Origin of the sequence: Tsuneonella rigui (assembly GCF_003958625.1) — a bacterium.
In the GTDB taxonomy this organism is placed as follows: Bacteria; Pseudomonadota; Alphaproteobacteria; order Sphingomonadales; family Sphingomonadaceae; genus Tsuneonella; species Tsuneonella rigui.
The window spans coordinates 86764-108440 of the sequence record NZ_RSEL01000007.1; the positions used below are offsets into that span (position 1 = coordinate 86764).

Genomic DNA, 21677 nt, shown 5'->3' on the forward strand with positions numbered 1-21677 from the left:
GTCGCCCAAAGGAGATTGCGATGAGAGCGTTCGTCTTTCCGGGGCAGGGCAGCCAGAAGGTCGGCATGGGCGTCGAGTTGGCGGGAGCCAGCACCGCAGCGCGCGAGGTCTTCCAAGAGGTCGACGACGCGCTCGATCAGAAGCTGTTCTCGATCATGTCCGAGGGGCCGGAAGACCAACTGACGCTGACCGAGAACGCCCAGCCGGCGATCATGGCCCATGCCATCGCCGTGCTGCGAGTGCTTGAAAAGGAGGCCGGAATTGCGCTGACCGAAGCCGCGGATTGCGTCGCCGGGCACAGCCTGGGCGAGTACACCGCCCTCTGCGCCGCCGGCGCGTTCAGCCTCGCCGATACCGCGCGGCTGCTCAAGCTGCGCGGGCAGGCGATGCAGGCTGCGGTGCCCGTCGGTGTGGGCGCAATGTGCGCCTTGCTCGGCGCGGATCTCGAGAAGGCGCAGGCCTTGGCCGAGGCGTCGTCAGAGGGTCAGGTGTGCCAGGTCGCGAACGACAACGATCCGACGCAGGTGGTCCTCTCAGGCCATCGCGAGGCGATCGAGCGGGCGGTGGCGCTGGTCAAGGAACATGGCATCAAGCGGGGTGTCTTGCTGCCGGTGTCGGCGCCGTTCCACTGCGACCTGATGCAACCCGCGGCCGATGCGATGGCGGAGGCTTTGCAGAAAGTTCCTCCGAAGGCCTTCCGGCTGCCCATTTATGCCAACGTCACTGCCGCACAAGTGGTTCAACCTGAGGAAGAACAGCGGCTGCTGGTAGAGCAGGTGTGCGGCCGGGTTCGCTGGCGCGAGTCGGTGCTGGCGATGCGGGCCGCGGGCGTCGAGGAATTCGTCGAACTGGGCGGCAAGGTGCTCGGCCCGATGATCGGCCGGATCGATTCTGATGCCAAGGTGACCAGCGTGGTGACGATGGCCGATATCGAAGCGCTGGCGAAGGAGATCGCATGATGTTCAGCCTCGAAGGACAGACCGCGCTGGTCACCGGCGCCAGCGGTGGGATCGGCTCGGCGATCGCCTATGCCCTCGCGCGGCAGGGCGCGCGGATCGCGTTGTCCGGATCGAACAGCGAGAAGCTGCGGATCTTTCGCGAGCAGCTCAATCGCGAGGTGGGCGGCGATCATGTCGAGATCACCTGCGACCTGTCCAACACCACGCAGGTCGAGGAACTGGTTCCGGCTGCGATCGACACGTTCGGCAAGCTCGACATCCTGGTCAACAACGCCGGCATCACCCGCGACAACCTCGCGATGCGGATGAAGGACGAGGAATGGGACCAGGTCATCCGCATCAATCTCGAGGCCGCGTTCCGGCTGATGCGGGCGGCCTCGAAGCCAATGATGAAGGCGCGGTTCGGGCGGATCGTCACCATCACCAGCGTGGTCGGCGCGACGGGCAATCCCGGCCAGGCGAATTACGCCGCGGCAAAGGGCGGTCTCACCGCAATGTCGAAGGCGCTGGCGCAGGAACTCGCGAGCCGCGGGATCACCGTTAACTGCGTGGCGCCGGGCTTCATCCGCACCGCGATGACCGACCAGCTGCCCGACGCGCAGAAAGAGGCGCTCAATGGCCGCATCCCGATGGGCCGGATGGGCGAGGGCGAGGATATCGGCGCGGCGGTCGCCTACCTCGCATCGAAGGAAGCGGGCTACGTCACCGGCCAGACGCTCCACGTCAACGGCGGCATGGCGATGCTGTCCTAGGGCTTATCCCCAAGGGAATCGGCCACGGCGGGCTTCGTCCTTGCCGAAAACGGGCCTCCCGCTAAGGATAATCGGGTAATTTCCGGCGCTCGCGGGCGATTCCGGCTTCCGGTTCGCAAAGGCGGCGCTTGAGGGGTAAGAGTAGGAACCGATGAAGGCCACCATCGAACGCGCGACGCTGCTGCGCTGCCTGTCCCACGTGCAGTCGGTGGTCGAACGCCGCAACACCATCCCGATCCTGTCGAACGTGCTGCTCGATGCCTCGGACGGCGGCACGCTCAAGGTCATGGCGACCGACCTCGACCTGCAGGTGGTCGAGAACATCGCCGCCGCCTCGGTCGAGAGCGCGGGCGCGATCACCGTCTCGGCGCACCTGTTGTTCGACATCGCGAGGAAGCTGCAGGAAGGCAGCCAGGTCAGCCTGGAGACCGCCGAGAACCGCATGACGGTGAAGGCCGGCCGCAGCCGCTTCTCGCTACCCACGCTGCCGCGCGACGATTTCCCGGTGATCGTCGAAGGCGACCTGCCGACCAGCTTCGAGCTGCCCGCCAAGACGCTGGCGGAACTGATCGACCGCACCCGCTTCGCGATCTCGACCGAAGAGACGCGCTACTACCTCAATGGCATCTTCCTGCATGTGTCGGACGAGGACCAGCCGGTGCTCAAGGCCGCGGCGACCGATGGTCACCGCCTGGCCCGCTTCACCATTCCGCGGCCCGATGGGGCCGAGGGCATGCCCGATGTGATCGTGCCGCGCAAAGCGGTCGCCGAACTGCGCAAGCTGCTGGAAGAGGCGCTCGACGGAAACGTTCAGATCGACCTGTCGGCAAGCAAGATCCGTTTCACCCTGGGCGGTGAGGGCGGTGTGGTGCTGACCAGCAAGCTGATCGACGGCACTTTCCCCGATTATTCGCGTGTTATCCCAACGGGTAACGACAAGCTCCTGCGGCTTGATCCGAAGTCGTTTTACGAAGGCGTCGACCGCGTCGCGACCATCGCCACCGAGAAGACCCGCGCGGTCAAGATGGGGCTCGACAACGACAAGGTCACCCTGTCGGTCACCTCGCCCGACAACGGCACCGCGGCCGAAGAAGTCCCCGCCGACTACCGCGCCGACGGGATGGAGATCGGCTTCAACGCCAATTACTTGAAGGACATTCTTCACCAGATCGACGGCGACACGGTGGAACTGCACCTCGCCGATCCCGGCGCGCCGACGCTGATCCGTCAGGATGAGAAGAGCCCGGCGCTGTACGTGCTGATGCCGATGCGGGTGTGAGCAAAATGTTCCTGCGCATTTTTGCATCTGCGGCGCTGGTGGCAGTCCAAGGACCAGCAGTGGCCGAGTCGCGGCCAGGGTCGGCATCAAACCTCGACTGCGCCGTGATATACACGCTCGTCGGACAAGGAGCGGCAAGCGATGAAGATCGCGGCCACCTGTTCTATCTTGCCGCCTATTTCATCGGTCTTCACGAAGCGGAGACGACGAGCGACATCGACGATGCATTCGTCGATCGCTACACGAATATGACGAGCGACGAAGTTGAGCGGGAAGGCCCGCTTTGCAAGGCCCGCGCCGACGGTTTCGAGGCGCGTATGGATGTACTCGTCAAAAGACTGGGGGCGAACGCGGGCTGATAGGGTCGATCAGATCGCGACGGCGATCTTGCCAAAGTGCTTGTTCGCAACCTGATGTCGGAAGGCATCGGCCAACTCGGCTAGCTCGAAGGTATCGCTGATAACCGGCCTGATGCCGTTCACCTCCAGCGCGGCGATCATGTCGAGTTGCTGGGCGCGGCTGCCGACGGTCAGGCCCTGTACGGTCAGGTTCTTGGAGAACAGCAGCGCGGTCTGCACCGGACCCGCAACGCCGGTGAGCACGCCGATCAGCGCGATGTGGCCGCCGACGCGGGCGGCGAGCATCGATTGGTCGAGCGTGCCGGGGCCGCCGACCTCGACCACGGTGTCGACCCCGCGGCCGCCGGTCATCTGCAGCGCGGCCGGGCCCCAGACCGGCGTTTCCTTGTAGTTGATCAGTTCGTCGGCGCCGAGGTCGCGCAAACGCTCGAGCTTCTCGCCGCTCGAGCTGGTGGCAATCACCCGCGCGCCGGCGGCCTTGGCCATCTGCAGCGCGAAGATCGACACGCCGCCAGTGCCCTGGACCAGCACCGTGTCGCCGGGCTTGGTCTGCGTATCGACGAACAGTGCGCGCCAGGCGGTGAGGCCGGCACACACAAGTGTTGCGGCCTCGGCGGCGCTGTAGCCCTTTGGTGCGCGCGTGAACCACGAGGCGGGGAGGGTGACCGCTTCCCGCGCAAAGCCGTCGGTGCTGTCGCCCGGGACCATCCGCTGCGCCGCGTAGGGCACGTCGCGGCCGTCCTGCCAGCCGGGGAAGAACAGGCTGAGCGCCATGTCGCCGACCGCGAAGCCGGTGTCGCTGTCGCCGACCGCGATCACTTCGCCCGCGCCGTCCGACATCGGGATGCGGCCCTGCGGCGCGGGGATCATGCCGGTGACGACCGCGAGGTCGTGGAAATTGAGCGAGCTTGCGCGCAGGCGGACGGTGATCTCGCCAGGGCCCGGCGCGGGGGCGTCGGGCAGGTCGGTGAGACTGAGGGAATCGAGCCTGGAGGGCGAAGCGCCAGTTGTGATGGCTTTGACGGTCATCGGTACGAGTTCCTGATTTCACTCTTCATTTCGTCACCCCCGGACTTGATCCGGGGTGGTGCTGCCTTCGCGAAGAAAAGCACTGGCCCGGGTCCAGCCCGGGCCGACGATATCTGCAATTAGTCGTACATGGCGACCGCTGAATTTTACTCCGCCGCCTCGGCGAGTTCGGCGCGCTGCGGGCCGCGGATCAGACCGCCGGGGGCCTCGCCGGTCCACTGGCCTTCGCGGAAGGTCACCACGCCGCTCTTGATCGTGCAGACGTAGCCTTCGGCCTTTTGCAGCAGGCGCTTGCCGCCGGCGGGCAGGTCGAACGCCAGCCACGGCTTGCCGAGCTTCAGGCGGTCCATGTCGATCACGTTGAGATCGGCGAGGTAGCCGGGCGCGATCACGCCGCGATCTTCAAGGCCATAGAGCCGCGCGGTGTCGAGGCACTGGCGTTTGACCGCGTGTTCCAGCGAAAGGCGCCCGCCGCGCTTGCGGTCGCGTACCCAGTGCTGGAGCATGAAGGTGGGCGAGGCGGCATCGCAGATCGTGCCGCAATGCGCGCCGCCGTCCGACAGCGAGTTCACCGTGTCGTCGGCCGCCTGCAGCTCCTCGAGGAAGTCGAGGTTGCCATCGGCGTAGTTGAGCAGCGGCAGGTAGATGAACCCCTTGCCTTCGTCGCGGCAGAGCAGGTCGTAAGCATATTCCTCGGGCGAAACGCCCGCGGCGGCGGCACGGACCTGGATGCTGGCGTCGGCCTGCGGCTCGTAATCGAAATCCGGATCCATCTCGTACTGCATGGTCCAGCCGCCGCAGACGACCATGATCAGCCCGATGATGTCCTGGTTGATCTCGGAGAAGTCGTTTGGCTCGGCGAGCAGCTTGGCCTTGAACGCCGGGTCGAATAGCCTAGCTTTCTGCTGCTCCCACGGCAGCTCCGCGATCTGCTGCCAGCTCGGCTTGAGCCGGAAGGGGTGGACGGTGCCCTGCCACGCCATCACGATGCCGTTCCCGCGCAGCGCGATCTGGGCGACGATGTTGGCACCATTGTCGTTCTCGGCGCGCATTGTCGCGATCTGCTCTTCGAGCGGCAGTTCCTTGGCGATCGACTGCAGCGCGGCGAAGGTCACCGGAAGGCCGGTTTCGCGGGAGAGCTGGCCCATCCAGCCGAACTCGTTCCATTCGCGCATCATATCGCTGGCCATCTCGAACACGCCGTGCCCGGCGCGGCCCATCGCGCGGCCGATGCCGACCAGTTCCTCGGCTGTGGCGGTGGTCCCGGGCACCACTTCGCCGTCGATCGAGCGGTGGAGCACGGTGCGGCTGGTCGAGAAACCGAGCGCGCCGGCGCGAACGCCCTCCTCGACGATCTTGCCCATCGCCTCGATATCCTCGGGCGTTGGGACGGCGCCGGGCATCTCGCGATCACCGAGCACATACGCGCGCACCGCGCCGTGCGGCACGTGCGTGCCGACGTCGACCGTGCGGGGCAGCTCTTCCAGCGCATCGAGGTATTCGGGGAACGTCTCCCAGTTCCACTTCATGCCTTCGGCGAGCGCGGTGCCCGGGATGTCCTCGACGCCTTCCATCAGGCCGATCAGCCAGTTGTGGCGATCCGGATGGGCGGGCGCGAAGCCGACGCCGCAGTTGCCCATCACGACGGTGGTGACGCCGTGCCAGCTCGACGGGGCCATCTCCTGGTCCCAGGTGGCCTGCCCGTCGTAGTGGGTGTGGATGTCGACGAAGCCGGGGGTGACCACCTTGCCGCCCGCGTCGATCTCCTCGGCCGCGTCGCCGCGCACGTCGCCGACCTGCGCGATCAGGCCGTCCTTGATCGCGATGTCGCCGGTGAAACGCTCGTGGCCGGTGCCATCCACGATGGTACCGTTACGGATGATCAGGTCGAATGCGGGCATGTTGGTGCTCCTCTCTCCGGAGCGGACGGTCTCATAATGCAACTAGTGAGTCCAGCGCGGCCTCAGCGGCTCGCCGTGACGTAGCGTCAGGCGGGCCCGCGAGCGCGAATCATGCTTTCGATGTCGACGAATTTCTCGCGCGGGGCGCCGTCGCGGGCGGCCTGGTTTTCGGCTTCCTCGATCTTCTTCCAGTCGCGGAAGGTGACCACGTCGAGCTTGCGGTCCGCCGCGAGCGCATCGAAGCCTGCACGGCCTTGCTTGGGCGCGTTGCCGAGCGCGCCGCTCTCGAGATCCTCGGCGATCTTGTCGATCACGCCGAAGCCGTCGGGGCGGTTGGTGCCGATGGTGCCGGTCGGCCCGCGCCGCGCCCAGCCGACCGCGTAGAGGCCGGGGACGATGCGGCCTTCGTCGTTGGCGAACTTGCCCGCGCGGTCGTCGAACGGGACGCCCGGGATCGGCGAGCTGCGATAGCCGATGCACGCGACCACGAGGTCGGCGGGGATGACGTAGGTCTCGCCGGTGCCCACCGCGCGGCCGGCCTCGACCTTTGTGCGCTCGACCTCGACCCCTTCGACCTTCCCGCTGCCGACGAGACGCGTGGGCGAGGCGAACATGTCGAAGTCGATCTCGATCGCCTTGTCGGCGCGCTCGCTCTCGGGGATCGCCGCGAAGCTGCGCAGGTGGCTGACCGACTTGCGCAGGCCGGGCTCGAGGATGGCGTCGTCCTCTACCGCAGGGAGATCGGCTGGATCGACGCGAGGGGATGCGCGCTCGAGGTGCATCAGCTCCCCCAGCTCCTTGGGCGTCATCATGATCTGGTGTGGGCCGCGCCGGCCGACGATGGTGACGGTGCGGATGTTGGATGCCTTGAGCGCGTCGAGCGCGTGGTTGACGATATCGCTGCTGGCGAACTCTTCCTCGGTCTTCGACAGGATCCGCGCCACATCGAGCGCGACATTGCCCATGCCGATCACCACGGCGTGCCCGCCCGACAGGTCGGGATCGAGGCCGGCGAACTGCGGATGGCCGTTATACCACCCGACGATCGCCGCGCTGCCGAACACGTTGGCGAGATCCTCGCCCGGCAGGCCGAGCGGCTTGTCGTGCGGCGCCCCGGTGGCGAACACGACCGCGTCGTAAAGCTGCTGCAACTCCTCTACAGAGAGGTCCTTGCCGACCGTAACGTTGCCGACGAAGCGGACGTTGTCGCTCAGCGCGGTGGTCTCGTAGCGCCGGCTGACGCCCTTGATCGACTGATGATCGGGCGCCACCCCGGTGCGGATGAGGCCGTAAGGGACGGGGAGGGTGTCGAACACGTCGACCCGCACATCGTCGCCCCACTTCTTCTGGGCGGCTTCCGCGGTGTAGTAGCCAGCGGGGCCCGAGCCGACGATCGCGAGGTGACGGGTCATGCGGCTTGCCGCAGCTCCTCGCGGTTCAGGAATTCCCGGATCGAGGCGACCGATTGCTCGCGGTGGCTGAGCAGGAACAGGTGCCCGCCGCCTTCGAATACTTCAAGCTCGCTGCCGGGGATGAGGGCGTGGAGGAAGCGGCCGTTGACGAGCGGCACGATCGCATCCTCGTCGCCCATCATGATCAGCGTCGGTTTCCTGAGGAAGGGCAGGGCGGGTGCGCTGGTCCAGCCGAGCATGGCGATGAGCTGGTAGAGATAACCGCGCCGGCTCGGCGGCTTGAGGCGGCCGATGTGCGAGTTCTTGCCCGCGGTCTTGCCAAGCGCATCCCCGTAGAGCGTGGCGAAGTGCTTTTCCATGAAGGCGGCGTCGACGTAGCGGCGCGGGTCGGCCATTTTGCTCAGCGCAGCCGGACTGCCCGGCACCATCAGCATGCCGGCGGTTGTGGCGCACAGGATCAACCGGCGCACGCGGCTGCCGTGCTGGAGCGCGAAGTGCTGCGCCATTGCGCCGCCCCAGCTCACGCCCATGACGTCGACCTGCTCGAGCTTGAGCTGGTCGAGCAGCTTCGCGGTGGTCCAGCCCATCGTGAACGGGTTGTAGGGCACCGTCGGCTCGGGCGAGCCGCCTACGCCGGGCATGTCGAACATCACGAACCCGCGATCGTCGAGCGCTTCGGCGAGCGGGGCGACCGCCTCGATATTGGCGCCGATGCCGTTGAAGAACAGCACCGGCAGGTGCTCGGACGGCGTATCGAGCCGCCAGGTGGCGACGCGCAGGGTGCGCCCGCCTACTTCCATCAAGCGGACGTCGGCGGCGGTCATCGGATCGGTGGAGATGGCGAGTTCCTTCAAGCTTGTTCGAGGACGTAACGCCCGGGCGCGGGATCGGTCGCCTCGAAACCCTTGCCGCCGAGCTTTTTCGGCGCCGCTTTCTTCGCGCCGGAGCGGTCCTGCAGCCACTGCAGCCAGAATGGCCACCACGATCCGGCTTGCTCCTCGGTGCCCTGCAGCCACTCCTCGGCGGTGGCAGGGAGGGGACCGTCGCCCTTCTGGACGTAGTACTTCGCCTTGGGATTGCCCGGCGGGTTGAGGATCGCCTGCATGTGACCCGACTGGCTGAGCACGTACGTCACGTCGTCCGAGCCGAACAACTGGGTCGAGCGATAGGTTGCGCGCCAAGGCGTGATGTGGTCGGTCACGCCGCCAAGGATGAACAGGTCCGCATCGACCTTTGACAGGTCGATCTTGTGACTGGCCATCTCCACCTCACCTTGCTTGGTGAAGGCGAGCGTTTCCGACAGCGTGAGGAAATCGCCCATCAGCGTCGCCGACAGGTTGGTTGCATCGGAATTCCAGAACAGCACGTCGAACGCCGGCGGGTCTTCGCCGAGCAGGTAGTTGTTGATGACGTAGTTCCAGATGAGATCGTTCGGCCTTAGCCAGGCGAACCCGCGCGACAGGTCGTCGCCCTTGATGATCCCGCCTTTCGCGGCGCGCTTCTTCGCCAGCTCCAGGCCGTTGTCGGTCATCAAGGCGCCGGCCTCGATGTCGCCCTGCTGCGGATGGAGCACGCACACCATCAGTGTCAGCGCGCCGAGCAGGTCGCGGTTCTCCGCCGCCAGCTTGCTCGCGAGCACCGAAGCGGTCTGCCCGCCCGAGCAGCCGGCAGAGACGTTGACCTTGTCACTGCCGGTGATCTTCGCGACCGCCCGCATCGCCTCTTCGCAGCTGGCGACATAGTCGGCCATGCCCCACGAACCCTGCTCCTTGGTCGGGTTCTTCCAGCTGATGACGAAGGTTTGGATGCCGCCTTCGACCTGGTACTTCACCACCGATTTCTCCGGCGAGAGATCGTTGATGTACATCTTGTTGATCTGCGGCGGGATGGTGAGCTGCGGGATCGCGTACACCTCGTCGGTCGCGGGCGCGTACTGGATCAGCTCCATCATCTCGGTCCGCAACACGACCGAGCCCGACGTGGTCGCGACGTTCTCGCCCAGCTTGAAGGGGCGCTTGTCCACCTGGCTGACCATGCCCTTGTTGTGGACCATGTCGCTGTAGGCGTTCTTGAGGCCCTTGATGAGCGACAGCCCGCCGCTGTCGACCAGCCGCTTCTGCGCGGTCGGGTTACCCACCAGTGTGTTGGTCGGCGCCAGCGCGTCGATGATGATCTGGCTGATGAAGTTCGCCCGGTCACGCTCGATCGCGTCGAGCTCGAGGTCGGCGAGCCAGTTCTTCATTCCCTTCTGGACCGCGAGATAGTATTGCGCGCCGGCCTTCAGGAACGGGTTGTAGGTCCACGCCGGGTCCTTGAACCGCTTGTCCTTGGGATCGGGCGCGAGCTCGCTCTTGCCGGTCATGATCTGGATCATGTCCTCGCCCATGCTGCGCGCGTGCCGCATCGTGCGGGCGGGATCGCTGGCGGTCTCGCGGAGCAGGAGCGCGACCGCGCCGGCAAAATCCTCGCGCACCAGCCCGACCATAGGCCCGAGCGCGGTGGTCGATTGGGCGGCTTCGTTTTCCAGCCTCGTGGGCATCGCTCGCTCTCCCGGCGATCTCTTGATCGCTTCGGGTTGTTGCACGGCGCTGTCGGGCTTGGCAAGCGGACCCGGCAGGCGCTCCGCAACCGCGCGTTAACCATTGTCGGCGCAAGACTTTCTTGCTCACCTAACCTCCGGCAGGCGTCCCCTCTTAACCCATTATCAAGCGCGCGCGGGCAAAACGCGCGCATGGCCGGGACGCGCGCGAACGCCCTGAAGGCAACTCCACCAGACGGGGATCGGCCCGAGGAAGACGCGCGAGCGGCGCCAGCGGACGAGGCGCCCACGCCCTCGCGCCGCAATCAAGTCGCCCGCCGCCGCCCGCGCCGCGCGGGGTCGAAGGCGGACCGCAAACCGGCCCGCGCCGTCCCGCACATTCCTCGGCAATGGAACCGGGTTGCGATCTTCGTTGTCTGCGCCGTGCTGTTCTCGGCGGTTGCCGGCCATTCAATGCCGCCGCTGTTCAGCCTTGTCTGCCTCAGCGCGGCGGTAGGAATTTTCGCGCTCGCGCCGCAACTCGCGAAAGTCGAGGGTCACGTTCCGGCGAAGTCGTCGGCTGCGCTCGGCCTCATGGCGTTTGCGGTCATCCTGCCGCTCGCGCTGACCTCGGCCGCGTTCTCGTACTGGATGCTGTTTGCGGGGCTCGCTTACCACTGGGGCGTAGCTACGCTGATCTCGCTCACCGCGGTGCTGACCGCGCTGCTGGGCAATCGGCTCAACCACATCTTTGCCGGCAAGGCGGCGTGCTGGGGCATCTACGCGGCGATGGACGGCACGCTCAACGCGGTTGGCGCCACCGGTGCCGGGATCGCGGTCATGGTGCTGGTTACCCGCTATCAATCGCGCATCAACCGGGCCGAGGACGAGCGGCAGCGGGCGCTCGAACGCGTGCGTCACCGCGCCGAGGATATCCTCCACGACTACGAGGAAACCGGGCAGGGCTGGTTCTGGGAGACCGACCGGCGCGGTCAGATCACGTATGTGTCGGACAGCGTCGCCCGCACCCTCGATCGCGGCGAGGGCGAGCTGATCGGCCGCCCCTTCGCCGAGTTGTTCAACCTGGAAATCGACAATCACGACGGCGAGCGCACGCTGCTGTTCCACCTCTCCGCGCGCTCGGCATTCACCGATCTCGCCGTCCGTGCCGGCACCGAAGCCGAAGAACGCTGGTGGTCTGTCAACGGCCGGCCGGTGTTCGACGAGTTCCGCAACTTCTGCGGTTTCCGTGGGTCGGGCACCGATCTTACCGAAAAGCGCAAGAGCGCCGAGCATGCCTCCCGCCTCGCGCACTTCGACTCGCTCACCGGGCTCGCGAACCGCTTCCAGATGTCGCAGAGCCTCGAGAAGATCCTCACCGCGCCGCTCGAGATGCACCGCGATTGCAGCGTGTTCCTGCTCGACCTCGACCGCTTCAAGCATGTCAACGATACGCTTGGGCACCCGGCGGGCGATGCGCTGCTCAAGCAGGTCGCGCAGCGGCTGGAGCGCACGGTCGGCAAGATGGGCCTCGTTGGACGCTTGGGCGGGGACGAGTTCAAGGTCATCATTCCCGGCCGGATCGATCGCGACCAGCTGGGCGCTCTGGCGAAGGACATCATCGGCTCGCTGTCGCAGCCGTACTCGATCGAGGGTCACCGGGTCATCATCGGCGCTTCGATCGGTGTCGCGCTGGCGCCCGATGACGGGGTCACCAGCGAATCGATCATCCGCAACGCCGATCTTGCGCTTTACGCGGCCAAGGACGGCGGGCGCGGGCGCTTCCACTTTTATTCATCCGACCTGCACTCGCATGCCGAAGAGCGCAGCCGACTGGAGCAGGACTTGCGCGACGCGATCGCGCACGGCAGTCTTGAACTGTTCTACCAGCCGGTCGTGCACACCGCGACCGAGAAGATCGCCGGGTTCGAAGCGCTCCTGCGCTGGCGCCATCCCACCGAGGGCTGGCTGTCACCCGCCAAGTTCGTCCCCATCGCGGAGGAGTCGGGCCTGATCGGCGCGATCGGCGAATGGGCGATCCGCACTGCGTGCCACGATCTCGCGCGCTGGCCCGAGGATGTGCGGTGCGCGGTCAACGTGTCGGCGCTGCAGTTCGCTAACCCGAACCTCCCGACGATTGTGACCAACGCAATTGCGCAGGCGGGCATCGACCCGTCGCGGCTGGAGCTCGAGATCACCGAGAGCGTGTTCCTGAGCGACAACGAGGGCACCGACGCGATGTTCGCCGCGCTGAAGGCGGTCGGCGTGCGGTTGGCGCTCGACGACTTCGGGACGGGCTATTCCTCGCTCGGCTACTTGAAGAAGGCGCCGTTCGACAAGATCAAGATCGACCAGAGCTTTGTGCGCGGCGCGACCGAGCCGGGCAGCCGTAACGGCGCAATCATCGCCTCGATCACGGGTCTCGCGCAGGCGCTCGGCATGGATACGACCGCCGAAGGGGTCGAGACGCTCGACGAGCTCGATCTGGTGCGGATGTTCGGTTGCAGCCATGTCCAGGGCTATATCTACGAGCGCGCGCTGGACGCCGAATCCGCGACGCAACGGCTTGAAACCGGCCTTGCCGCGGTGGCCAAGGGACCGCGCTCGGCACGCGCCTCACGGCACACCATGCTTCGCAAGGTGGTGCTCGAGCACGGCGGCCAGCTCTATAACGGAACGATCCGCAACATCTCGGCCACCGGCGCCCTGGTCGAAGGGCTGTGGAACGTGCCGGAGGGCACGATCTTCCGGATCGCGATCGCCGAAGGCTACAGCGTGACGGCGACGACCCGCTGGTGCTCGGAAGACCGGCTGGGGGTAGAGTTCGCTATCCCGCTCGAGCGCGATGCATCGGGGATGCTCGCCGCACTGGCGGTCGACCCGCCGGTGCCGGTTCGGCGGGAAATTCGCCGGACGGCCTGAGCGGTTAGCAAATGAGTTAGGTATCGAGGGTATAGCGACCGAAAGGCCACCGGCGATCCCGCCGAGAACGGCCCCGGGTCACATTATGTGAAAGTTCTGGGAACGTGGCACTGAGCGGTATTTTTGCGCGTCGAAGCGGCGATCAGGCCGGGGGTCCGCGCGCGTCCGTTGTCGGTGACGCACAGCGGCTCGCGCTGCTCGACCAGTTCGAGGAATCCGAGCTGGGTTGGTTCTGGGCGACCGACGTCGACGGCAAACTCAGCTACCTTTCTGCGAGCGCGGCGCATCGCCTGGGGCTGGAGCCCGATCAGATGATCGGCACCGCGCTGACCTCGCTGTTCTTGCCCGATGAGAGTGAGGACGAAGATCGCGGCGAGCGACCGTTCGCCTTCCAGCTCCGCGCGCGCAGCTCGATCGCCGACATGCCCGTGCGGATCGCGGTCGATGGGCCCGAGCGCTGGTGGTCGATCTGCGCCAAGCCGCAACTCGACGCCAAGGGTGACTTCCTGGGCTATCGCGGCAGCGCCAAGGACATCACCGCGGTGCGCGACAGTCAGCGCGATGCGGCACGCCTGTCGCAGTACGACTCGCTGACCGGGCTCGCGAACCGCCACCGCATGAGCAAGCGGCTCACCGCGACGCTGATCGCCTACAAGGCGGCCAAGCGCAGCTGCGCGCTGATGATGCTCGATCTCGACCGGTTCAAGCAGGTCAACGACACGCTGGGCCACCCGGCGGGTGACGAGCTGCTCAAGCAGGTCGCGCAGCGGCTCGAACGGATCATCGGTCCCAAGGGCGAGATCGGCCGGCTGGGCGGTGACGAGTTCCAGGTCATGTTGCCCGACATCGACGACCGCGGCCGGCTGGGGGAGATCGCGAACAGCGTGATCCAGATGGTCTCGCAGCCCTATTCGCTCGACGGTAGCCGCGCGATCATCGGCACCTCGGTGGGCATCGCCATCGCGCCCTATGACGGGCTCGAAACCGACGAATTGGTCAGCAGCGCCGACCTTGCCCTCTATGCCGCGAAGGGCGGCGGGCGCGGGCAGTACCGCTTCTTCTCCAGCGAACTGAAGGACGGCGCGCGGCTGCGCCGCCAGGTCGAGGAGGACCTGCGCGACGCGATCCAGACCGATCAGCTCGAGCTGCATTACCAGCCGATCGTGCGCACCTCCGACCACACCGTCACCGCCCTCGAAGCGCTGGTGCGCTGGAACCATCCCGAGCGCGGCTGGATCAGCCCGGCCGAATTCATCCCGGTCGCCGAAGAGACCAACCTGATCAACGCACTGGGCGAGTGGGTGCTCAAGCGCGCATGCAAGGACGCGGTCGCCTGGCCACACTCGTTGCGGGTGGCGGTCAACGTTTCGGCGATCCAATTCTCCGGCACCGACGTACCCACGATCGTGCGCAATGCGCTCGGCAAAACGGGCCTGGAGCCCGAGCGGCTCGAACTGGAGATCACCGAGAGCGTGTTCCTCGGCGATCCGCAGGGCACCGCGGTCATGCTCAAGGCGCTGAAGAAGCTCGGGGTGCGCCTGGCGCTCGACGATTTCGGCACCGGTTATTCCTCGCTCGGCTACCTGAGCAGCGCGCCGCTCGACAAGATCAAGATCGACCGCAGCTTCGTCGCCGGGCTGACCGAGGACGAGAACAACAACGCCGCGATCATCACGGCGATCGTCAGCCTCGCGCGGGCGCTCAAGATGGAGACGGTGGCCGAAGGCGTTGAGGCCATGGATGAGCTGCAGCTCATCACCAAGCTCGGCGCGAGCCACATCCAGGGCTATATCTTTTCCAAGGCGCTGTCGCAGTCCGACCTGCTGGAGCGGTTTGCGGAGGGCGGTCTCAAATTCGACCCCGAAGGGCCGGCGAAGCACCGCGCCGACCGCCGCTCGACCTACCGCCGCGTGGGCGTGATCCACGAGGATCACCGCTACGAAGTGGTCATGCGCAACCTGTCGCGGTCGGGCGCGGGGATCGAAGGGTTGCTCGACGTACCGCTCGGCACGCCGCTGGTGCTCGACCTCGGCGGCGGGCAGTTGGTGGTGAGCACCGTGGTCCGCTCCGAAGGGTTCTCGCAGGGCCTCGAGTTCGAACAGAAGCTGATCAAGGATGGCGCCGAGGGCTTATGCACCCGCCATCGCATCAGCCCGTATGCGCTCGCCGCCGCGGGGATGCCGCTCGCCGCGCTGCCGCCGGGTTCGTACGTCCCGCAGGTGCGGGACGAAGGGCCCAAGAGCCGGCCTCAGTTCATGCAGGTCGATCTCGCGCAGACCTACCGCGCCGCCTGAGCGCGCTTGCGTGACAGCCGCCGCGCCCGCCGCTAAGGGCCCGCGCGATGACTGACCTTTCGCTGATACGCAACTTCTCCATAATCGCCCACATCGACCATGGGAAATCGACCTTGGCCGATCGCTTGATCCAGGCGACGGGCGGGTTGACTGCGCGCGAGATGAGCGAGCAAGTGCTTGATAACATGGACATCGAGCGTGAGCGGGGGATCACGATCAAGGCCCAGACGGTCCGGCTGAACTACACCGCCAAGGATGGGCAGACCTACGAGCTCAACCTGATGGACACGCCCGGGCACGTCGACTTCGCCTACGAAGTCTCGCGCTCCCTCGCCGCGTGCGAAGGCGCGCTGCTGGTGGTCGATGCGGCGCAAGGGGTGGAGGCGCAGACGCTCGCCAACGTGTACCAGTCGATCGAGCACGACCACGAGATCGTCCCCGTCATCAACAAGATCGACCTCCCCGCCGCCGAGCCCGAGAAGGTGCGGCACGAGATCGAGGACATCATCGGCATCGACGCATCCGAGGCGGTGCTCACCAGCGCCAAGTCCGGCATCGGCATCGAGGACGTGCTCGAGGCGCTCGTCGCCAAGATCCCGCCGCCCAAGGGTGACCGCGCCGCGCCGCTCAAGGCCATGCTGGTCGACTCATGGTACGACCCCTACCTCGGCGTGGTGATCCTGGTCCGGGTGATCGACGGGGTCATCAAGAAGGGCCTCCAGGTCAAGTTCATGCAGGGCGGCACCGAGCACCTGATCGACCGCGTCGGCGCGCACACCCCGCGCCGCATCGACCTGCCCGAAATCGGCCCCGGCGAGATCGGCTTCATCACCGCGCAGATCAAGGAGGTGGAGCAGGCCCGCGTCGGCGACACCATCACCACGGTCAAGCAGGGCGCCACCCAGGCGCTCCCGGGCTACAAGGAAGTGCAGCCGGTGGTGTTCTGCGGCCTGTTTCCGGTCGACGCGGCGGACTTCGAGAAGCTGCGCGAGAGCATCGCCAAGCTGCGCCTCAACGACGCGAGCTTCTCCTACGAGATGGAATCGAGCGCCGCGCTGGGCTTCGGCTTCCGCTGCGGGTTCCTCGGCCTGCTGCACCTGGAGATCATCCAGGAGCGCCTCTCCCGCGAATACGATCTCGACCTCATCACCACGGCCCCCAGCGTCGTCTACCGCATCCAGCTGCGCGCCAGCCGCACCGACGACGCGCGCGAGATCCTGCTCCACAACCCGGCCGACTATCCCGATCCCAGCCGGATCGAGAGCATCGAGGAACCGTGGATCAAAGCGACGATCTACACCCCCGACGAATACCTCGGCCCCATCCTCAAGCTGTGCCAGGACCGGCGCGGCATCCAGCGCGAGTTGACGTACGTGGGCGGCCGCGCGCAGGTGGTCTACGAGCTGCCGTTGAACGAGGTGGTGTTCGACTTCTACGACCGGCTGAAGAGCATCAGCCGCGGCTACGCCAGCTTCGATTACGAGCAGATCGGCCTGCGCGAAGGCGACCTCGTGAAGATGAACATCCTCGTCAACAACGAGCCGGTCGACGCGCTCTCGCTGATCGTCCACCGCTCCGTCGCCGAGGCGCGCGGGCGCGGCATGTGCGAGCGGCTGAAGGACCTCATCCCCCGCCACCTGTTCAAGATCCCCATCCAGGCTGCGATCGGCGGCAAGGTAATCGCCCGCGAGACGATCGCCGCCCTGCGCAAGGACGTGACCGCCAAGTGCTATGGCGGCGACATCACGCGCAAGAAGAAGCTGCTGGAAAAGCAGAAGAAGGGCAAGGCCAGAATGAGGGAATACGGAAACGTCTCGATCCCTCAGGAAGCTTTCATCGCCGCGCTACGCATGGGCGAAGAGTGACTTCATTATGAGGATGCGGGAGCGCCCGACGGGCGGCCTGTCCCCGAGAAGGCGGGGAGGAATGGGAGCATTCCGCAGGAGGCGTTTATTGCTGCGTTGCGGATGGGTGAGGAGTAGCCGCTCGTCCTGACAGCGGGGTGAGGACGGAGCTAAGGCGAATTTGTCGGACCTATCGCCCGTGACGGCGTGCTACTCCGTATGATTTAGCGATGGGGAATCTCTCTGCGTTTCGAGCAATTTTTCTTAGAACCTCATCTCGCGGGTTCAGGCCCATCCGATCGAACAATAGCAACGCATAAATTAAGACATCCGATGCTTCATCAGCGATATCTCGCACATCCAGTTTCTCAACATCATGGCCGTCATTACGCCATTGAAAATGCTCGAGAAGTTCACCGGCCTCGATGCTGATCGAAATGGCCAAATCCTTCGGTGTGTGGAACTGAGCCCAATCGCGCTCATCCCTGAAAGTTCGCAGAGCTTCGATTAGCTCGTCCACAATTTGCTCCTGCGCGATGCCAACTCGCCCTAGCCCATATCGTGATTCGAAACTACCCGTTCTGCTTCCTGCTCAAAATGCGGGATTGAGCGGAACAAGTGGAAGACCGGTGGAACGTGGCCGACGCCTATCTGAACGTCGCTGAGAAAATTCTGCTGGAAGCGCGCCGACCAATGCACGCGCGCGAAATTATCCAGATGGCCTATTTGCGCGAGCTCGTGCCATGGCACTTACACGGTCCTACTCAGGACAAGACCCTCCAGGCACGGCTTAGCGAAGATATTGCTTATCACCCTGAGGGCAGTCGATTTTTCCGGACAGCGCCAGGTATATTTTTTCTGCGTGCTCTCTTGGATGATCCGACAACCCCCGCTCAATTCAAGGAAACATACTTTGCAAAGCCACGACGCAAGGAGCTCCGGCGGGAGCGCGTCCTAACCTTTGATCGACTTGGGGCGTCGTCGCCTGTCCGCGCAAAATTTATCGATCTTTCGACGTTGCGGTCCGAGTTTGACGCACAGCGGTATCGTTTCATTCAACCTGATCAAATCTCGGCACATTCGGACAAAGCCCTAGCTCATAGCTTTGTAATCATCTTCAAGGGAAACAGTGTGCTCTCATATAGGTCGGGTCGTTTTTTCCCTGAAATTGATCCAACGCGGGGAATGAGAAGCGTAGGATTGGGTGGAGCAGTCTATGTTACCGACAGAGACCTTCTGTTCTACGACATGTTTGGCATTGTATCGGGCGGGATAAACGAGATGGCGCACGGTGTGGGCCTCTCAAAAACACTCGCTGAGCGAGCTAGATACGAAAATCAACTTCGCCTTCTCTCCGCAGTGCAATTGCCGCGAACTGAACTGCGCCCAGCCATCATTCAGGTTGTATTGGGGTATCGTTGCCCGGCGGAGTTCAGTCCGACCAAGGCCGCTTTGTCGATCAACGATTTGCGTTGGATAGAGGTTGGCAATCTATCCTCACAGCGCGAGCTAGATGAAACATCCAATCTGTTGGTATCGGCGGGCGCTCTAGCAAAATTTTCGTCGGAAATGATCGACCGTGGCTGAGCAAAAGATCGTCGCGGCCCGCTTTCTAAGCGACAGCGAGGAAAATTTCCTCCGCTTTCACATGCGGTTGTCAGCTAGACCCGAAGAGCAGAAACGGGCGCTGCAAAATCTTTGTGAATACTACGAAGCGGGCCGTATACTCCGTGATCCCACCGAGATTCGTCAGTTGGTTCACGGACATATTGGTGCGAGCGTCATACTTGTCCGCCGATGGGCGCTTAAAGCTCTCTCGCTGATAGGGCATCCCGACGATTTCCAACGTGTCGTCGATCGACTTAAAGTCGAGGACGATGTCGAGGCTCAGACCTGGGGCATCACGGGGTTAATCCGAAATGCTCAGGATCGAAGTATCGAAGAAGTGTGTGATCTTGCTGGATTGGAGGGCACTTCTGCCCTTCTACTAGCTGCTAGACTGTATGCCCCTCGACAGTGGCTCAAAAATCACGCGACAGACATCCGAATTTCCCTCTCCAGTGATGACCTTACCTTAAAATGGGCTACTTTTTTAATCGGTTATGGGAAGGCGCCGATTGATCTCTTTCATCCGAAATTTCAGAATGATATTTTCTTAGCGGAACTGCAAAAACATGATTCGCCGGAGATTAAGGAGTATGCCGTTTGGGCGCTCTGGGAACGTCCAGACTTCGACGCCAGCCATTCAAACATCGACCTCACTGCAATTAAGCGGCATGAGGAGAACGTCCGAAAGTGGCTGTACCGTCTCGCTTGTCAGTCTGCCGGTATAGTGAAGCTCGATGCAGACGCATTTGACCAACTTCGGCGAGATCGATCGAAGAAATCATTGGAAGGATTAGCACTTGGAGTGGCCGATTTGGATCCTAGCGGGTTCGATAGAGAGGTGTTGGAGTGGTTTTCAATTGAAGAACATCCCCAAGTCCGAGAGAATCTAATTGCATCGATGGCGGCGCGGAGTGCTGATAGTATCGAGTACGAAGATGCGGTTCTATCTGTTTTTCGAAAGGAAGCTACTGACAGCCCACTCGCACGGAGGATTCTGGCTACTAGCGCCTCGACTCCGCTGTATGGTAAGCTGAAGGCGTCGGTGGCGTCCGCCAGCCAACTGGCAATTATCGAAGCAAGTGGCGAGCAAGCGAACTTTTTTGGGCAGGCGTCGACACCGCCGCTTGTAATTGTTGTGAACGGAGATTTCGTGATGAACAAAGTCGAGTTTTCTGCGGGGCGAGACATAAACTCCCAGAATATGGTTGCTGGCGACATGATCAACAGCGCTAACGCGGCTGTTCAGAACCTCGCGAAGACGGACGGGATTACAGGCAAGGTGCTCGCTGATGTTCTCGCGATGTTATCGCAGACGGAATTCCAAGAAGGGAAGGAAGAGGTCGCTGCCGCCGTGAAGGAGCTTGCTCGCGCACCCTCCGAGGCGGCGAAGAAGACCCTCATTGATCGAGTAAAGAGCTTTGGAGTGGCCGCGGCAGCAGCGGGCGGAGCGATTGGTGGTATCGATAAGCTGATTGATGCGGTCGGAGCGTTGCCCATCTAACGTGAAGCTGAAACCAGCTTGCCGATTTCCATCGCAGCGATCGGAATGGCTTCAACGGAGCTTGCGTCGAAGGACACGTGACTAGCGGATTGGCTGCGGAGAATTTCAGCAATATGCGCGTCAACGGCTCTGCGAAGGAGAGGCGTCTCATGCTCGTCGCACATATCCGCGAAAAATGGTGACAGCCTGAGGTGAATCGAGAGGTGATACTGGCGAGAGGAGAGCTGTGTGACCCTTTCATACAACGCCTTCTCGGCTTCGGTGTTCACGCCTAGAGCTTTGACGTACGCGAGAGCATCGATCGTGGATCTATCAAGCAAAAACATCCCTCCTCGAAGATTTTGCTCTCGCTCGAGATGCGCCGAATAAATCAGAGCAACAGTGTCGCTGTTCGCCGTGGCCCCGACCGGTATTCCTAGGCTCCGAACTTGGTCGCCCAGTCCATCTAAAATGGTTAAAGGATACCCCCGGTCGGCAAGGTAGCTGCCAAGACCTTGGCAGAATGTTGTCTTTCCCACACTGTGGGCTCCAGTGATTCCGATGACTACATTTAGTTGCTCGTTCATCGCCGGAACCTCTTCTAGCTTGATACGAGGTATGTCCATTTCCGGAGAGCTTGCAAGAGGTGGTTGACTTTAGCTTCCTGCTTTCCAGTCGGCCGAGGTCTGCTTGTTACGCGGCCCAACAGTGCGAAGCTTTGCCGTTGACGCGAGCGCGATTTATCAGAACCATCAGCAGCCGGTTCTACGTTTCTGAAATAAGCTAGCGCACCGGCTCAAACCCCTCGATCAGCGCCGCGTTCGCATCGTCGATCTCGGCGTGGGACAGGCCGCTCGCCTCGCGCGCCTCACGCTGACGGCGTGCCTGGGCTTCGAGGATGTGCATCAGGCCGCGCAAGCTGAGGGGTGCGGGCGGGGGGAGCTGGTCGGTCGGCACCTCCCCGCCGTCGAGCGCGGCTTCCCATGCGCGGGCGAAGCTCTCCGCGCCGGGCTGGCGGCGCAGGTAGTACGCGCCCTCCGTGGTCATGCCGACGTGCTCGCAGGCGGCGGTCACATTGCCGCTCTCGGCGAGCGCGGCGATGAACGCCTTCTGCCGCTCAGGCGTCCAGCCGTCGTGGCGGTACTTGCGCGGGACGGGCTCGAACTGGGGGACGGCGTGGCCGGCCGCCGCCATCTCGGCAGACGGGGTGCGGGTGACGGCGGGGTCCTTGCGGCGGGTCATGGGCGGGGTGCTCCTAGCTGGGGTCAAGCAAATCGGCCAGGAAGCAGAAAATCGCCGTGTAGGAAAACCTTACGCATT

The 21677-nt window shown here is 64.1% G+C and carries 17 protein-coding genes; 9 read left to right on the top strand and 8 right to left on the bottom strand.

The window, feature by feature from the left end; genetic code table 11:
- Positions 1-20: 20 nt before the first annotated feature.
- The 4 genes from fabD (at position 21) to ELY12_RS03760 (ending at position 3349) form a co-directional block, all read left to right on the top strand.
- On the top strand, positions 21-959 hold the full coding sequence (gene fabD / locus ELY12_RS03745) for an ACP S-malonyltransferase (RefSeq protein WP_126175373.1): 939 nt from the start codon (positions 21-23) through the stop codon (positions 957-959).
- Positions 959-1711, top strand: coding sequence for a 3-oxoacyl-[acyl-carrier-protein] reductase (gene fabG / locus ELY12_RS03750; protein WP_126175439.1), 753 nt, complete (start codon positions 959-961; stop codon positions 1709-1711). Before fabD ends, fabG begins: the two co-directional genes overlap by 1 nt.
- A gap of 151 nt (positions 1712-1862) precedes the next feature.
- Positions 1863-2990 carry a DNA polymerase III subunit beta gene (gene dnaN, locus ELY12_RS03755; RefSeq protein ID WP_126175374.1) on the top strand — a complete coding sequence of 376 codons (1128 nt, stop codon included), beginning with the start codon at positions 1863-1865 and terminating at the stop codon, positions 2988-2990.
- Between the two features lie 5 nt (positions 2991-2995).
- Positions 2996-3349, top strand: coding sequence for a hypothetical protein (locus ELY12_RS03760; RefSeq protein WP_126175375.1), 354 nt, complete (start codon positions 2996-2998; stop codon positions 3347-3349).
- 9 nt (positions 3350-3358) lie between these two features.
- Here the strand turns inward: ELY12_RS03760 and ELY12_RS03765 are convergent, their stop codons facing one another.
- From ELY12_RS03765 to ELY12_RS03785, 5 genes are all read right to left on the bottom strand, one after another.
- A complete protein-coding gene (locus ELY12_RS03765) occupies positions 3359-4378 on the bottom strand; it encodes a zinc-dependent alcohol dehydrogenase family protein (RefSeq protein ID WP_126175376.1) in 1020 nt (339 codons plus the stop codon).
- Between the two features lie 146 nt (positions 4379-4524).
- On the bottom strand, positions 4525-6279 hold the full coding sequence (locus ELY12_RS03770; protein ID WP_126175377.1) for an N-acyl-D-amino-acid deacylase family protein: 1755 nt from the start codon (positions 6277-6279) through the stop codon (positions 4525-4527).
- Between the two features lie 86 nt (positions 6280-6365).
- Positions 6366-7691 carry an FAD-dependent oxidoreductase gene (locus ELY12_RS03775; RefSeq protein ID WP_126175378.1) on the bottom strand — a complete coding sequence of 442 codons (1326 nt, stop codon included), beginning with the start codon at positions 7689-7691 and terminating at the stop codon, positions 6366-6368.
- Positions 7688-8545 carry an alpha/beta fold hydrolase gene (locus ELY12_RS03780; RefSeq protein ID WP_338142043.1) on the bottom strand — a complete coding sequence of 286 codons (858 nt, stop codon included), beginning with the start codon at positions 8543-8545 and terminating at the stop codon, positions 7688-7690. Before ELY12_RS03780 ends, ELY12_RS03775 begins: the two co-directional genes overlap by 4 nt.
- Positions 8542-10230, bottom strand: a complete 1689-nt coding sequence (locus ELY12_RS03785; RefSeq protein ID WP_126175379.1) for a PHA/PHB synthase family protein — start codon at positions 10228-10230, stop codon at positions 8542-8544. Before ELY12_RS03785 ends, ELY12_RS03780 begins: the two co-directional genes overlap by 4 nt.
- A gap of 453 nt (positions 10231-10683) precedes the next feature.
- On the opposite strand from ELY12_RS03785, the gene ELY12_RS03790 reads away from it, so the two are divergent.
- From ELY12_RS03790 to lepA, 3 genes are all read left to right on the top strand, one after another.
- On the top strand, positions 10684-13131 hold the full coding sequence (locus tag ELY12_RS03790) for an EAL domain-containing protein (RefSeq protein ID WP_241229708.1): 2448 nt from the start codon (positions 10684-10686) through the stop codon (positions 13129-13131).
- Positions 13132-13235: 104 nt separating this feature from the next.
- A complete protein-coding gene (locus ELY12_RS03795) occupies positions 13236-15425 on the top strand; it encodes an EAL domain-containing protein (RefSeq protein WP_126175381.1) in 2190 nt (729 codons plus the stop codon).
- Between the two features lie 47 nt (positions 15426-15472).
- Positions 15473-17290 (top strand): translation elongation factor 4, encoded by a 1818-nt coding sequence (lepA, locus tag ELY12_RS03800; protein WP_126175382.1) that lies wholly within the window; start codon positions 15473-15475, stop codon positions 17288-17290.
- Positions 17291-17459: 169 nt separating this feature from the next.
- On the opposite strand, the gene ELY12_RS03805 is transcribed toward lepA, so the two are convergent.
- Positions 17460-17789, bottom strand: a complete 330-nt coding sequence (locus ELY12_RS03805) for a nucleotide pyrophosphohydrolase (protein WP_206435760.1) — start codon at positions 17787-17789, stop codon at positions 17460-17462.
- A gap of 116 nt (positions 17790-17905) precedes the next feature.
- On the opposite strand from ELY12_RS03805, the gene ELY12_RS03810 reads away from it, so the two are divergent.
- Both ELY12_RS03810 and ELY12_RS03815 read left to right on the top strand, forming a co-directional pair.
- Positions 17906-18856: a winged helix-turn-helix domain-containing protein gene (locus ELY12_RS03810; RefSeq protein ID WP_126175384.1), complete on the top strand. Its 951-nt coding sequence runs from the start codon at positions 17906-17908 to the stop codon at positions 18854-18856.
- Positions 18849-20378 carry a hypothetical protein gene (locus tag ELY12_RS03815; protein ID WP_126175385.1) on the top strand — a complete coding sequence of 510 codons (1530 nt, stop codon included), beginning with the start codon at positions 18849-18851 and terminating at the stop codon, positions 20376-20378. Before ELY12_RS03810 ends, ELY12_RS03815 begins: the two co-directional genes overlap by 8 nt.
- Here the strand turns inward: ELY12_RS03815 and ELY12_RS03820 are convergent.
- Complete coding sequence (locus ELY12_RS03820) at positions 20375-20944, bottom strand: AAA family ATPase (RefSeq protein WP_164549391.1); 570 nt, start codon at positions 20942-20944, stop codon at positions 20375-20377. The two genes, ELY12_RS03815 and ELY12_RS03820, sit on opposite strands and share 4 nt — an antisense overlap.
- Before the next feature lie 196 nt (positions 20945-21140).
- Complete coding sequence (locus tag ELY12_RS14460) at positions 21141-21599, bottom strand: hypothetical protein (RefSeq protein WP_241229709.1); 459 nt, start codon at positions 21597-21599, stop codon at positions 21141-21143.
- Between the last annotated feature and the right edge of the window lie 78 nt (positions 21600-21677).

Bases quoted from the DNA above. Each gene is read 5' to 3' on its own strand.
- fabD (WP_126175373.1), top strand. From the start codon at position 21: ATGAGAGCGTTCGTCTTTCCGGGGCAGGGCAGCCAGAAGGTCGGCATG.
- fabG (WP_126175439.1), top strand. From the start codon at position 959: ATGTTCAGCCTCGAAGGACAGACCGCGCTGGTCACCGGCGCCAGCGGT.
- dnaN (WP_126175374.1), top strand. From the start codon at position 1,863: ATGAAGGCCACCATCGAACGCGCGACGCTGCTGCGCTGCCTGTCCCAC.
- ELY12_RS03760 (WP_126175375.1), top strand. From the start codon at position 2,996: ATGTTCCTGCGCATTTTTGCATCTGCGGCGCTGGTGGCAGTCCAAGGA.
- ELY12_RS03765 (WP_126175376.1), bottom strand. From the start codon at position 4,378: ATGACCGTCAAAGCCATCACAACTGGCGCTTCGCCCTCCAGGCTCGAT.
- ELY12_RS03770 (WP_126175377.1), bottom strand. From the start codon at position 6,279: ATGCCCGCATTCGACCTGATCATCCGTAACGGTACCATCGTGGATGGC.
- ELY12_RS03775 (WP_126175378.1), bottom strand. From the start codon at position 7,691: ATGACCCGTCACCTCGCGATCGTCGGCTCGGGCCCCGCTGGCTACTAC.
- ELY12_RS03785 (WP_126175379.1), bottom strand. From the start codon at position 10,230: ATGCCCACGAGGCTGGAAAACGAAGCCGCCCAATCGACCACCGCGCTC.
- ELY12_RS03790 (WP_241229708.1), top strand. From the start codon at position 10,684: ATGCCGCCGCTGTTCAGCCTTGTCTGCCTCAGCGCGGCGGTAGGAATT.
- lepA (WP_126175382.1), top strand. From the start codon at position 15,473: ATGACTGACCTTTCGCTGATACGCAACTTCTCCATAATCGCCCACATC.
- ELY12_RS03820 (WP_164549391.1), bottom strand. From the start codon at position 20,944: ATGAACGAGCAACTAAATGTAGTCATCGGAATCACTGGAGCCCACAGT.
- ELY12_RS14460 (WP_241229709.1), bottom strand. From the start codon at position 21,599: ATGACCCGCCGCAAGGACCCCGCCGTCACCCGCACCCCGTCTGCCGAG.